The organism is Pseudomonas syringae group sp. J309-1 (genome assembly GCF_032582135.1).
Taxonomy (GTDB): domain Bacteria; phylum Pseudomonadota; class Gammaproteobacteria; order Pseudomonadales; family Pseudomonadaceae; genus Aquipseudomonas; species Aquipseudomonas quasicaspiana.
The window spans coordinates 1-12,421 of sequence record NZ_JAWHNU010000071.1 but is presented as its reverse complement, the minus strand read 5'-3'; the positions used below and the strand labels follow the sequence as shown (position 1 = coordinate 12,421).

The 12,421-nt window shown below is 57.8% G+C and carries 11 protein-coding genes; 5 read left to right on the top strand and 6 right to left on the bottom strand.

Going from position 1 to position 12,421, the window contains the following annotated elements:
* Window positions 1-15: 15 nt before the first annotated feature.
* The 3 genes from RX972_RS25975 to RX972_RS25965 are packed head-to-tail and all read right to left on the bottom strand — an operon-like array spanning window position 16 to window position 1,633.
* Window positions 16-306 carry a lipid asymmetry maintenance protein MlaB gene (locus tag RX972_RS25975; protein WP_122398400.1) on the bottom strand — a complete coding sequence of 97 codons (291 nt, stop codon included), beginning with the start codon at window positions 304-306 and terminating at the stop codon, window positions 16-18.
* Between the two features lie 37 nt (window positions 307-343).
* Window positions 344-712 (bottom strand): response regulator, encoded by a 369-nt coding sequence (locus RX972_RS25970; RefSeq protein ID WP_027902808.1) that lies wholly within the window; start codon window positions 710-712, stop codon window positions 344-346.
* 9 nt (window positions 713-721) lie between these two features.
* The gene (locus tag RX972_RS25965) at window positions 722-1,633 is read right to left on the bottom strand and encodes a methyl-accepting chemotaxis protein (protein ID WP_410478266.1); all 912 of its coding nucleotides are present in this window, start codon (window positions 1,631-1,633) and stop codon (window positions 722-724) included.
* A gap of 702 nt (window positions 1,634-2,335) precedes the next feature.
* Between RX972_RS25965 and RX972_RS25960 the strand changes: the two genes are divergently transcribed.
* On the top strand, window positions 2,336-3,331 hold the full coding sequence (locus tag RX972_RS25960) for an aldo/keto reductase (protein WP_316879737.1): 996 nt from the start codon (window positions 2,336-2,338) through the stop codon (window positions 3,329-3,331).
* A 450-nt stretch (window positions 3,332-3,781) separates the two neighbouring features.
* Here RX972_RS25960 and RX972_RS25955 read toward each other — a convergent pair whose 3' ends face one another.
* Entirely contained in the window at window positions 3,782-4,690 is a 909-nt protein-coding gene (locus RX972_RS25955) for a LysR family transcriptional regulator (protein WP_099269316.1), read from the bottom strand.
* 101 nt (window positions 4,691-4,791) lie between these two features.
* Between RX972_RS25955 and RX972_RS25950 the strand changes: the two genes are divergently transcribed.
* Window positions 4,792-6,039, top strand: a complete 1,248-nt coding sequence (locus RX972_RS25950) for an aspartate aminotransferase family protein (RefSeq protein WP_316879735.1) — start codon at window positions 4,792-4,794, stop codon at window positions 6,037-6,039.
* Window positions 6,040-6,257: 218 nt separating this feature from the next.
* Here the strand turns inward: RX972_RS25950 and ppnN are convergent, their stop codons facing one another.
* Both ppnN and RX972_RS25940 read right to left on the bottom strand, forming a co-directional pair.
* Window positions 6,258-7,631: a nucleotide 5'-monophosphate nucleosidase PpnN gene (gene ppnN / locus RX972_RS25945; protein ID WP_027898418.1), complete on the bottom strand. Its 1,374-nt coding sequence runs from the start codon at window positions 7,629-7,631 to the stop codon at window positions 6,258-6,260.
* A gap of 322 nt (window positions 7,632-7,953) precedes the next feature.
* A complete protein-coding gene (locus RX972_RS25940; RefSeq protein WP_316879733.1) occupies window positions 7,954-9,912 on the bottom strand; it encodes a DNA topoisomerase III in 1,959 nt (652 codons plus the stop codon).
* 246 nt (window positions 9,913-10,158) lie between these two features.
* On the opposite strand from RX972_RS25940, the gene RX972_RS25935 reads away from it, so the two are divergent.
* The 3 genes from RX972_RS25935 (at window position 10,159) to RX972_RS25925 (ending at window position 12,225) form a co-directional block, all read left to right on the top strand.
* On the top strand, window positions 10,159-10,485 hold the full coding sequence (locus RX972_RS25935) for a DMT family transporter (RefSeq protein ID WP_027902743.1): 327 nt from the start codon (window positions 10,159-10,161) through the stop codon (window positions 10,483-10,485).
* A 102-nt stretch (window positions 10,486-10,587) separates the two neighbouring features.
* Window positions 10,588-11,121, top strand: coding sequence for a DUF4174 domain-containing protein (locus RX972_RS25930; protein ID WP_027902744.1), 534 nt, complete (start codon window positions 10,588-10,590; stop codon window positions 11,119-11,121).
* Window positions 11,122-11,274: 153 nt separating this feature from the next.
* Window positions 11,275-12,225, top strand: a complete 951-nt coding sequence (locus RX972_RS25925) for a GlxA family transcriptional regulator (RefSeq protein WP_316879728.1) — start codon at window positions 11,275-11,277, stop codon at window positions 12,223-12,225.
* The last annotated feature ends 196 nt before the right edge of the window (window positions 12,226-12,421 follow it).

Sequence of the window (12,421 nt, the reverse complement as noted above, 5' to 3'; positions counted from 1 at the left end):
CGGGCGAGTCGGTAGTCAAACCGACGGGCCCATACCACTCAGTTGCAGGGTTTCCAGTACCGCATTGCTATGCCCGGTCAGGGTCAGTGCCGTCCCGGCCTTCGAGGCCTCGCGGGTAACCATGATCAGCAGTTGCAAGCCTGCGCCGTCCATTTCGGTGATCTGCGAAAGATCGATCTGCATCTGCGGCGTTGCGCCCAGTCGCGGAAGCAACTGAGCGGACAAGTCCGAGGCGGTGTAAATCGTCAGCTCACCGTCGATGTTCACGTGTGCCGTGTCATTGAGAATTTCACATGCAAGCGGCATCACAACCTCCTGGTATCAGGCATCAAGTAGCAGGCAATCAGGGCAGAATCAGCTTGGAAACAGCCGCGAGCATTTGTGCTGGCTGGAACGGCTTGACCACCCAGGCTTTTGCGCCTGCTGCCTGGCCTTCCATTTTTTTCGATTCCTGAGATTCGGTGGTCAGCATGATGATCGGGGTGAACTTGTAGTTCGGCAGCTTCTTGACCTCTTTGACGAAGGTGATGCCGTCCATGTTTGGCATGTTCACGTCGCTGATGATCAGGTGCACTTTCTGCCCGGTGAGCTTGCTCAGGGCGTCACGGCCATCGCTCGCTTCGATAACGTCATAACCTGCGCTTTTCAGGGCGATGCCGACCACTTGTCGAACGCTGCTGGAGTCGTCGACGACCAGAATGTTTTTAGCCATGTGGCTCTCCTAGAAAAAGGTTATTTCTTGTGAATTCTGTTGTCCGGCGCTGCTGCCGTGGTGCGTGTTGCGCTGCTCGTCGGTGGCGTAGGTAGCTTCCATACGCGCGAGCCAGCTGCGTGCATCAATCGCCACGGCCTGGTCAGGTGCCTGCGTCGCCTGCTGCAGATGGGCGTGCAGGTCGTCAATGTTGTCACGCACATGAACCAGTATCTGGCTGACACGATCCTGAAATTGCAGGCTGACCAGTACTTCAGTCATTTCGTCACGGATACCGAAGCTTTCCTGTTGAAGCATTTCGGCGGACTCGGCGAGGCGCTCGGTCACGCTCTTGAAGCGCTCCAGTACTCGCTGAATAGTGTTCTCGGAGTTCGCTACCGAGTTGCTGTCCTGGTCCGCGCCACTGGAAGCGGCCTGCACCAGTTGGTTGATGGCGCTGTTGATGATGTCGACCTTGGCGGACATCTGCTGACCGGTCTCACTGGACTTGCTCGACAGGCTGCGCACGGCGTCGGCGACCACCGCAAAACCGCGCCCGGCTTCGCCCGCGCGGGCTGCTTCAATGGCTGCGTTGAGCGCCAACAGGTTGGTTTGTGCGGCGATGGCTGCGACGTCGGCGGCCATCGTGCGCAATTCACCGGTGTAAGCAGTGAGGTTGCGAACCTGAGCCAGGGTTTCGTCACGGCTGGTCTGCGTGGCCTTGAGAGAATCGATGACCTGCACCAGATCGCTGTCGCTTTGCGCGAGTACTTGCAGCGCACCATCGCCACTTTGACCGCCAAGATCACCCGCCGCATGTTGCGACGCATGAACCGTTTCCTGCAGCCGCGAAGAGATGCCCGTGAAGCGCCCGGTCAGGGTGACGATGGCGGTTTCGGTCTGCTCTCGTGAGCTTTCGACTTGCTTGGCCCAGATGGGCATCGCGCCCAGCAGGACTTCATTGATCTGCGCGCTGGATTTCAGCGATGCGCTATTGGCAGTTTGCTGTTGTTGCAAGCCCGCAGCGATGGCAATGGCCTGCAGTTTCCGGTTTTGACTGGCCGCCGCGAACAACCCCGTGGCAACACCGACAGCCAGTACGGCGGCACTCAGACCCATGTTCAATTGGGTAGAGGCCGACAGCAACAGCGCGGCACATCCTGCAGCAGCAGGCACCAGTGGAAACCACAGGAAGAGCGTTTGGCGGCCTTGAACAGGAGAACTACCGTTTTGGCTCTGCATCATGGTTCGATCCTTGAACGACTCAATAAGGAGAAATGGCGAATACTTTGTTATCTGCAAACACGACTGAGACTTTAGTCACATTAATGGCGTCAATCGTCAGACGATTTGACAAAGCCAGCTTCGTGGGAGGGTGTATCGGCGTGCTTGTCTGATGTTAGGGGATGTTCATTCCCCATCTTTACTGGGGATTTCCCTGATTGAGGGTCAGGAAAAAGCGTAGCAGTGCAATTTCAAACCAGGAAATAATTTGTCTTGAATACTTGGAACTTTTCTTATCCCCAGGGCTTCTGGACACTGAACACCCCTCATTTGGTCAGGCTTGATGAGCGGTCCCCACAGCAGCATCTTGCACGGCTATCCTCAGGGGCTTGAGTTTTCGAAGCCCGAAGGAGAAGCAGCATGCAATATCGTCAATTCGGCCGGACAGGCCTCAGTGTTTCCCGGCTGTGTCTGGGAACCATGACCTTTGGCTTGCAGACTGACGCTCAGGTTTCACACCGAATCATTGATCACGCCACGGATGCCGGGGTGAACTTCATCGACACGGCGGACGTTTACCCACTCGGTGCCAAATTCGATGCAGTGGGGCGAACCGAGGAAGTGGTTGGCAGCTGGCTCAAAGGTAAACGTGACCGCTTCATCCTCGCCACCAAGGCCAGTGGCTCCATGGGGCCCGCGGCCTGGAATAAGGGTAATTCGCGCAAGCATCTGCTCGATGCCATTGAAGCTTCGCTCAAACGATTGAACACCGACTATGTCGACCTTTATCAATTGCATATGGATGACCCGCTGACCCCGCTGGATGAGACCCTTGAGGCGCTGGACATCATCGTCAAGCATGGCAAGGCGCGTTATATCGGGGTGTCGAACTTCCTGGCTTATCGAATGGCGAGGATGCTGGGAAGGGCGGACTACCTGAGGCTGACCCGCTTCGTTTCCATTCAGCCACGCTACAACCTGTTGTTCCGCCAGATCGAGCGCGAGTTGTTGCCTCTGGCCAAAGAAGAAGGGCTGGCGGTCATTCCCTACAACCCGCTGGCCGGCGGTTTGCTGACCGGCAAGCATGCGCTGGAACGCACGCCCAGCGATGGTCGTTTCACGGCAAGCGTCGGCGAGGCGGGGGAGATATATCAGCAGCGCTACTGGCATGAGCGCGAGTTTCAGAGTATCGAGCGGCTCAAGGCCTTGCTCAATGAGGCGGGCAAACCTATGACCACTACGTCCGTTGCATGGGTGCTGGCCAATCCGGTGATCACCTCGGCGATCATCGGCGCGAGTCGCCCGGAGCAACTGGATGACACCCTGGCAGCAGCGGATTTTGTGCTGGATGAGTCATTGAAGACGCACCTTGATGAGATTACTCATGAGTATCGATGGGGGGATGCGGCGCGGTAGGGATTAATTAAATAGTTGGCGTGCAGCTCACAGAAGTTACGAGGCCCGCGATGACGGTCTGCCTGACACACCGCCATCGCGGCCTCGCGGTGCTCGTGCGCTCCTACAGATATTTCATGTGTTGTGCGATCTAGCGATGTTCAGGCAGATGCTGGACCTGTAGGAGCCCACCGAGGTTACGAGGCCAGCGATGACGGTATGCCTGACACACCGCCATCGCGGCCTCGCGGTGCTCGTGCGCTCTTACAGATTTTCATGTGCTGTGCGATCTAGCGATGTTCAGGCAGATGCTGGACTTGTAGGAGTGAGCTTGCTCGCGATTCGGTTCCTTGGTCGACGAATTTATCGCCTGAACCGACGCTATCGCGAGCAAGCTCACTCCTACAGGGACTGTGTTTGCCGCGAGACAGCGCGGTGCCATGGACGCGGGGCGGCTATCGGCGACAACTGTCAAACAGGCCGACCCCACAATTCCACGACATAGTCGACAAAACTGCGTAGCTTCGGCGAGCGGTAGCGATCCTGGGCGTAAAGCAGGTGCATGGGTCGGCATGGAAGTTGGTAGTCAGGTAGCAGGGCGATCAGCTTGCCGTTTTCCAGATCTTCCTGAACCAGCGCGTCAGGCATCATCACGATCCCGGCTCCGGCGCGTGCAGCTTTGTGCAGTCCCGCAGAGGTGTTCATGGTGATCGGGCCGCTGACCGGCACTAATATTTCGCCTTCAGCCCCCGTCAGCCGCCAGTGTTTTTCGACTGAACTCCAGTCATCTCCGGCCGGGTAGGCAAACGCCAGGCAATCATGCTGCTGCAAATCCATAGGCTCGACGGGTGTGCCGCGACGTTGCAGATACGACGGTGCTGCGCACAGGGTTAGGGTGTAATCCTGCAAGGGCCTGGCAATCAGGCTTGAGCTATGAATCTGGCCCAGACGAATCGCCGCGTCGAACCCCTGACCGATCAAATCCATGCGCTCGTTGCTCCACACAATATCCAGCTTGATTTGCGGGTAGCGGCGGATGAATTCGCTTAGCGCCGGGGCGAGGCTTTCCGAACCGAACGTGAAAGGCGCAGTAATCCGCAACGTCCCTTGGGGGATATCCTGAGATTGCGCTGCCAATTGCTCCGAATCGGCAACCAGCGCCAGAACATCCACACAACGCTGGTAGTACGTAGCGCCAAACTCAGTCAGCCCCTGGCGACGCGTGGTGCGTTTGAGCAGGCTGACCCCCAGTCGTTGTTCGAGCCCGCGCAAATGGTTGCCCACCATGGTGGTCGACATACCGCACTCGAGTGCAGCGGCCGTCATGCTGCCGGTTTCCACCACTTTGACAAACACCGACATTGCCTGGAGCAAGTCCATTATCAAGCCTTACTTTTAAATCATTGAAGGAAATCGCCGTTTATCCAGCTCAGGTTGCTAACGATACTGGAAAAAAACACGCCTGAGATGGAGTTTCGAACATGACCGCCACTTGCCTGATGAGCACCTACCTTCCGTTGACGCTAAGTTTCACTCGCGGCCTTGGCACTCGCCTGTGGGATGAGGCAGGTCGCGAGTATCTGGATGCGGTGGCGGGTGTTGCTGTTACCAACGTCGGTCATTCGCACCCCCGGCTGGTGGCGGCGATCAGTGAGCAGGCAGGCTTGCTGATGCACACTTCTAACCTGTACAGCATTCAGTGGCAGCAGGAGCTCGCTCGGAAGTTGACCGGGCTGGCGGGCATGGACCGGGCGTTTTTTAATAACTCCGGCGCGGAAGCCAATGAGACGGCGTTGAAGCTGGCCCGGCTGTATGCCTGGCACAAAGGCATTGAAAAGCCGCTGGTGGTCGTGATGGACAATGCATTCCACGGTCGGACGCTGGGGACCTTGTCTGCCAGTGATGGGCCTGCCGTGCGGTTGGGTTTCAATTCGTTACCGGGTGATTTCGTCAAAGTGCCATTTGGCGATCTCGCCGCACTGGACAAGATATGCAAGACCTATGGCCATCGCATCACGGCCATCTTGCTGGAGCCTATTCAGGGCGAAAGTGGCGTGCAACTGGCTCCGCCGGGTTATCTGAAGGCCTTGCGTGAGTTGTGCAGTCGGCGCGCGTGGTTGCTGATGCTGGATGAAATCCAAACCGGTATGGGCCGCACCGGGCAGTGGTTCGCGTTCCAGCATGAAGGCATTGTCCCGGACGTGATGACATTGGCCAAAGGCCTGGGCAATGGCATCCCCATCGGTGCCTGCCTGGCGCGAGGCAAAGCGGCTGAGCTGTTCACTCCGGGCAGCCATGGCAGCACGTTCGGCGGCAACCCGCTGGCCTGCCGGGTTGGCTGTACAGTCGTGGATATTCTCAAGGATCAGTGCCTGCTGGATAACGCCCGGTTGCAGGGCGAACGGTTGCTGGCCGGATTGCGCGCCGCCCTGAGTGAACACCCGGATGTTCTGGATATTCGTGGCAGGGGCTTGATGGTGGGCGTCGAGTTGACCCGGCCATTGGCAAATCTGGCAGCGATTGCCGCACACGAGCATGGCCTGCTGCTTAACGTCACGCGGGGCAAGACGATTCGTCTGTTACCGCCGTTGACCGTCAATGAGCAGGAGATCGATGCGATTGTGTTGGGGGTATGCAAGACGCTGGCGTCGTGTACTGGGGTGGGAGGACGCGGCCTGAAGGCTGAGGTGTTGCCGATGACGTTGACGCTTGAAGAGGTATGTAGCTGAGCGGTTTTATCTGGCATTCCGGTTAATTTTGCGGTGAATGTATCGTCGGAGTGCCGCCCAGACCAAGCCACGCTCCCACAGGGTATGCAATCTCATGTGGGAGCGTGGCTTGGTCTGGGCGGCACTCCGACGATGCAGGCGCTGAGGTTTAACTTTGGAGTCGTATTTCAGCTAAACGAATAGCCGCAGTACGATCAATCAATAACTCACAACAGCCCTCAAGTCACCACCCGATAGCAGGGCTCATACGCCGCGCCACCTGGCAGCTTCATGCGGTGCTGTTCGACGAACGCGTGCAGCAGTCGATCCAGCGGCTCCATGATTTCGTTGTCGCCATGGATTTCGTATGGCCCATGTTGCTCGATCAGACGAATACCTTTGTCTTTGACGTTACCGGCGACAATCCCCGAGAACGCACGACGCAGATTGGCCGCCAGTTGATGCGGCGGTAATGATCGGCTCAACTGCAGGGCTGCCATGTTTTCATGGGTCGGATCAAACGGATGCTGGAAGCCTTCGTCGATTTTCAGCAGCCAGTTGAAGTGGAACGCGTCATTGCGGTCACGGCGGAACTGTTTGACGGTCTTGAGCCCGGCAGTCATTTCCCTGGCCACTTCAGCCGGGTCGTCGATGATGATCTGGTAGTGCTTGTAAGCCGATTCGCCCAGGGTCGCGCCTACAAACGCGTGCAGTTGTTCCAGATACGGCGCAGCGCTTTTCGGACCGGTCAGCACCACCGGGAAAGGCAGGTCGTGGTTGTCCGGGTGCATGAGGATGCCCAGCAGGTAAAGGAACTCTTCTGCGGTGCCCGCACCACCCGGGAAGATAATGATGCCGTGGCCAACGCGCACGAAGGCTTCAAGGCGTTTTTCAATATCGGGCAGGATCACCAACTCGTTGACGATCGGGTTAGGCGCTTCTGCCGCGATGATGCCGGGTTCGGTCAGACCCAGATATCGACCTCCGTTGATCCGCTGTTTGGCGTGGGCAATGGTCGCGCCCTTCATCGGGCCTTTCATCACGCCGGGACCGCACCCCGTGCAGATGTCCAGGCTACGCAGGCCCAGTTCATGACCCACTTTCTTGGTGTATTTGTACTCTTCGGTGTTGATCGAGTGACCGCCCCAGCAAACCACCATCTTCGGTTCAAGACCCGGACGCAGCGTGCGAGCGTTGCGCAGCAGGTGAAACACGTAGTCGGTGATGCCTTGGGAGCTTTCGAGATCAATGCGCTGGCTGTCCAGCTCGCTCTCTGTGTAAACGATGTCGCGCAAGGCGCTGAACAGCATTTCACGAGTGCTGGCGATCATTTCGCCGTCGACGAATGCATCGGCGGGCGCATTGAGAAGCTCAAGGCGTACACCACGATCCTGCTGGTGAATGCGGACTTCGAAACTCTCGTAGGCCTCAAGAATGGTCTTGGCGTTATCGACATGCGCGCCGGTGTTGAGAATAGCCAGGGCGCACTGGCGGAAGAGGGTGTAAATGCTTCCTGAGCCGGCGGCGCTGAGTTGCTGTACTTCGCGCTGGGACAGTGTTTCGAGGCTGCCCTTGGGACTGACCGAGGCGTTGATTACTTGTCTTGGGGGCATTCTGAATTCCCTTGAAGAAATGCCGGTGAGCCAGTCGGGCTCACGCGCATCTGAATAGTGAGACCCTGCGTTTCCCTGCACGAAAAGGCGGCAGGGCGGGCAAGTGTCTTGTTGAATACCGTGGGGCAAAAGCCAACACCACGGTTTAAGCGGGCCGACAAACCGGGTTGACTCAATATCCTCCTTGTCTGAGTTGCTGCTCTTGATTATTGAGGTGCGGCTGATTGTGCGCACCTGAGCAGGCATCGTCATTCAACCGGTGAATCAATTAAGCGTCAACTCCTTGCAAGTGAGTGGGTTACAGCTGGCATCCTATACCCGATCACGGTTTGCTGGCAGTTTTGGCTGCACGTCGTGGCTTGGTGGTACTGGTGCCCGCAGGTTTGCGCTTGCCGGTCTTGCGTTTGCCTTTCCATGGAGGCTTGCCTCCGGCAGGACTTGCAGATGCGGTAATGACCATGCGCATGCCCATACAGCGGCTGATGTGCTTGCTCATCCAGGTGGCCTGCCGGGCGACAAACTCTTCGAGACTCATTTCGCCAGCCTGGACCATGTCCAGCGCCTGTTCCCAGATGGCTGTAGTGCCCGGATCCGCGATTGCGCGGGGCACCGCGTCGATCAGGCTGAATGCAGCCGGTGTCGCCGCCAGGGCTTTGCCGTTCTTGCTCAGATAACCTCGATCCAGCAAGCCCTGAATGATGCCAGCACGTGTCGCTTCTGTGCCGATCCCGGTAGTGTCCTTGAGTTTCTGTTTGAGGCGCGGGTCTTCCACCAGACGGGCGACATTCTTCATCGCCTTGATCAGGTCACCTTCTGTGAACGGCTTGGGTGGCTGGGTCCAGAGATCCTTGAGAGTGACGTTGTCGACCGCGTAATCGCTGCCCTCGGTCAGCTTTGGCAAGGCTTGCGGCGCGGGCGCTTCCCGACCTTTTGGGGGCGTCAGTGCTTCCGGCAATGCGCGTTTCCAGCCCGGTTCGACGATCACCTTGCCGGTCGCCCTGAGCTTTTCACCGCCACAGTCGAAGTCGGCCTGCGTGCGATCGTATTCATGGTTGGGCAGAAACTGCGCAAGGTAACGGGCCCGAATCAAGGTAAACACTGCGCGGTATTTACCGGTCAGTTGATCGAGGGATTTGCCCGCGCCGGTGGGGATGATGCCGTGGTGAGCGCTGACTTTTGCGTCGTTCCAGGCCCGAGAGCGACGACCTGGATCAAGGTGTTTGAGCAACTCGTTCAGCGCCGGGTCTGCGCGACCCAGTGCGGCAATGATCTTCGATGCATCGCTGTGCTGGCTGACTGGCAGGTAACCGCAGTCGCTGCGCGGATAGGTGATGACCTTGTGGGTTTCATACAGCGCTTGAGCAACGTCCAGTGTTTCCTGTGCGCCGAGACCCAATTTTTTCGAACATACCTCCTGCAACGTACCGAGGTCGAAAGGCAGCGGCGCGGCTTCACGTACCCGTTCGGTTCGCAGTTTCAGAAGCCTGGCAGTCGCCGCGTTGCGCATGGTTTCAGCGGCTTGCTGCGCAGTCGTCTGATTCAGGCATCGATCCTGGTCGTCACAGACATCTGCAGCGGCACGCCATTGAGCAGTGAAGGGCTGGTCAGCGTGGAGCAGTTGCACATCGATAGCCCAGAAGGGCACGGCCACGAAATCGGCGATGCTGCGATCACGATCCACTACCAGCCGCAGCGTCGGGGTTTGTACGCGTCCCACCGGTAATACGCCTTGATAGCCCGACTGGCGGCCGAGGAGGGTGAACAGGCGACTCATGTTCATGCCGATCAGCCAGTCTGCCCGTGAGCGTCCCAGCGCCGAGTGGTAAAGGCTGAAGGTTTCGGCGCCTGGCCTGAGGGCGTTCAAGGCCTTGCGGATTGAGGCATCGTCGAGCGCCGAGAGCCAGAGGCGTTGTATCGGTCCGCGATAACGACAATGGTCCACCAGCTCCCGGGCGATCATCTCGCCTTCGCGGTCGGCATCGGTGGCGATGACCAGTTCGGAGGCTTCGCCCAACAGGCGTTTGACCGCTTTGAACTGACTGGCCGTGCGTGGCTTGACCAGCATCTTCCATTTTTCCGGAACGATGGGCAGGTCATCCAGCACCCAGCGTTTGTAGCGAGCGTCGTAACTGTCAGGTGGCGCGGTTTCCAGCAGATGGCCGATGCACCACGTCACCGTAGCGTTGGGCCCCACCCAGCAGCCATCACCACGTCGACTCGCGCCTAGTACAGCGGCGATATCTTTGGCCTGGGAGGGTTTTTCGCACAGAAACAACCGCATGGGTACCATCGTTTTTTACGGGTTTTGATGGGGGCACAGCATGAGCAGTAAGGACGTTTTCGGCAAGTTTTATCTGTATGGATATACAGATAAAACTTGTGGGAAGGTGCCAGGAGGCGGTTTGGAATGCAGTTTTTGTGGGAGCTGCGCAATTCACTGGGACCGGCTTTCAACCTTGCACCAACCGCTCTGGCACCGCTATTTTGTCCCGACGCCAACTAAAGAAAACCATTCCGAGGAAGTTCGATGAGCTGGATGTTTCTGTTATTCGCAGGTGCCTGCGAAATCATCTATGCCGCGGTAATGCCCCGTACCGATGGTTTTACCCGGCTGTTGCCCAGTCTGTTCTGCGGTTTTTTCATCTGTCTGAGCATGTACCTGCTGTCTGTGGCGACCCGCACCATTCCGGTCGGTACGGCTTATGCTGTATGGGTCGGAATCGGTGCGTTGGGCACTGCGGTTTACGGCATGCTGGTACTGGGCGAAGATCGCAGTGTGTTGCGGATTTTGTGTTTTTTGCTGATTCTGGCTGGCATTGTCGGACTGAAGCTGGTGTCCGCACCCGTTAAATAAAAGGGTTGCGACGGCTGTTGAGCTATACCCAATGAGAACAAAACATCTAAAACAGCGTCGAAAGCCCGACTAGTGTCCTGTCTAGGTTTGAAGGAGCCATTTATGTTTATCCGGTCGTTGACCCTCGCCACGTTGCTTATCTCTGCGGGCCCTCTGCTCGCGGCTGACAGCGACAGCCCTCTGAACCAGGACCGCGGCAAGTCGCGCCCATTGATTGTTATCGCGCCGAGCACACTGGACCCGACACTGGTCAACCTGCAAAAAGAGCTCAAGGAACCGGAAAACCAGAAGGGTTTCGCAGAGCGTGGCATGGTGCTTTATACGGTGGTTGCCATGATCGGCAAACGTGACGGTAAAGACCTTGATCCTCAGTCAACCATGGCGCTGATTCGGGAGCTGAAACTGGGGGCGAGCAGGGGAACCAAGGTCGTTCTGGTGGGCAAGGACGGTGAGAAAAAACTCGACCAGCTTGGCCCTGTTTCCGTGAAAGATCTGTTCACCACGGTTGATCAATTACCAACCGAAGAAAAGGCTGCCACCGCTCCGGCAGCGGTTGCACCGGTGCCTGAGGCCAAGCCCGGCGCGGAAAAGGCTGGCAAGCCAGCGAAAGGTGCGCCTAAAACCCTCGATGACTGAGCCGTAAAGGTCTGAAACTGGCGAGCCAGCCGATAGCGGCGAAGCGCCACTCAAAACGTTAGTATGTGCACGGGTCAAGGCCCGGGACCGACGCAGCCGCGGTCCCGGGCCTTTGCTTTAGGGTGTTGAACTCGATTTGGGCGATGTAAGAGCATGAAGACCGTTGCAATCGTTTTGTTTCCTGACTTCCTGTTGCTCGACATGGCCGGGCCGATGGAGGTGTTCTCTATCGCCAACCGCTATCTCGATCCCTCCAGACACTATCAGTTGACCACTGTGGGCACCCAGGCGTCGGCCATTCGCGCGTCAAATGGCGTCACGGTTCACCCGGACGTCTGCGTTGAAACTGCACCGACAGCCTTCGATCTGCTGTTGGTACCGGGTGGTCCGGGGTCTTATAACGACAGTCATCCACCGCTGGTGGCCTGGCTGCAGCAAGCGGCGCAGGAATCGACCCTCTACGGCTCGATTTGCACCGGCGCTTTTTTGCTGGGCAGAGCCGGTTTGCTCGACGGTCACACCGTCACCACTCACTGGCATTACACCGAGCGCTTGATCAAGGGTTTCCCGGCGGCGCAGGTCACCACCGACCAGATCTACATCAAGGATCGCCGCCTGGTGACATCTGGCGGGGTCACGGCAGGGATCGATCTCGCACTGGCACTCGTCGCGGAAGATCACGGCAGAAAAGTCGCGCTGGATGTCGCCAAGGTTTTGCTGGTTGTTATGAAGCGGCAGGGCGGTCAGGCGCAATTCAGCCCGCTGGTGGCGACTGTTGCAACGCAGGAAACGCCGATCACCCGGATACAGAACTACCTCATCGAGCACCTTGACGAAGAGTTCAGCATCGAGCGAATGGCTTCGATGGCAGCCATGAGCCCGCGACATTTCGCTCGGGTATTCAGCCGAGAAGTGAACATGACGCCGATGGAGTTCATCCAGAATGCTCGACTGGACCGGGCGCGTAACCTGCTGGAAACCACCGTGCTGCCGCTCAAGACAATCGCCCACCGCAGTGGCTTTGGCAGTGTGCGTTATATGCGCTCACTGTTCAGCGACAGGCTGGGTTTGACACCTACCCAGTATCGACAGCAGTTTGGTTGATCGATCGCTTTGTTATCGCCTTGCGGTCTTTGTGGGAGCGAGGCTTGCCCGCGATAAGGCTGGATGCGATTTAACCTGATATCTGCGGGCCCCTCATCGCGGGCAAGCCTCGCTCCCACACAGACTGTGTGAAAACCCAAGCCTCACCGCATAACCAAAAAAATGCCTCGACCTGTTCGGGGCATTTTGCCGTTTC

Bases quoted from the DNA above. Each gene is read 5' to 3' on its own strand.
- RX972_RS25955 (WP_099269316.1), bottom strand. From the start codon at position 4,690: ATGGACTTGCTCCAGGCAATGTCGGTGTTTGTCAAAGTGGTGGAAACC.
- RX972_RS25970 (WP_027902808.1), bottom strand. From the start codon at position 712: ATGGCTAAAAACATTCTGGTCGTCGACGACTCCAGCAGCGTTCGACAA.
- RX972_RS25965 (WP_410478266.1), bottom strand. From the start codon at position 1,633: ATGCCCATCTGGGCCAAGCAAGTCGAAAGCTCACGAGAGCAGACCGAA.
- RX972_RS25960 (WP_316879737.1), top strand. From the start codon at position 2,336: ATGCAATATCGTCAATTCGGCCGGACAGGCCTCAGTGTTTCCCGGCTG.
- RX972_RS25935 (WP_027902743.1), top strand. From the start codon at position 10,159: ATGAGCTGGATGTTTCTGTTATTCGCAGGTGCCTGCGAAATCATCTAT.
- ppnN (WP_027898418.1), bottom strand. From the start codon at position 7,631: ATGCCCCCAAGACAAGTAATCAACGCCTCGGTCAGTCCCAAGGGCAGC.
- RX972_RS25925 (WP_316879728.1), top strand. From the start codon at position 11,275: ATGAAGACCGTTGCAATCGTTTTGTTTCCTGACTTCCTGTTGCTCGAC.
- RX972_RS25950 (WP_316879735.1), top strand. From the start codon at position 4,792: ATGACCGCCACTTGCCTGATGAGCACCTACCTTCCGTTGACGCTAAGT.
- RX972_RS25940 (WP_316879733.1), bottom strand. From the start codon at position 9,912: ATGCGGTTGTTTCTGTGCGAAAAACCCTCCCAGGCCAAAGATATCGCC.
- RX972_RS25975 (WP_122398400.1), bottom strand. From the start codon at position 306: ATGCCGCTTGCATGTGAAATTCTCAATGACACGGCACACGTGAACATC.
- RX972_RS25930 (WP_027902744.1), top strand. From the start codon at position 10,588: ATGTTTATCCGGTCGTTGACCCTCGCCACGTTGCTTATCTCTGCGGGC.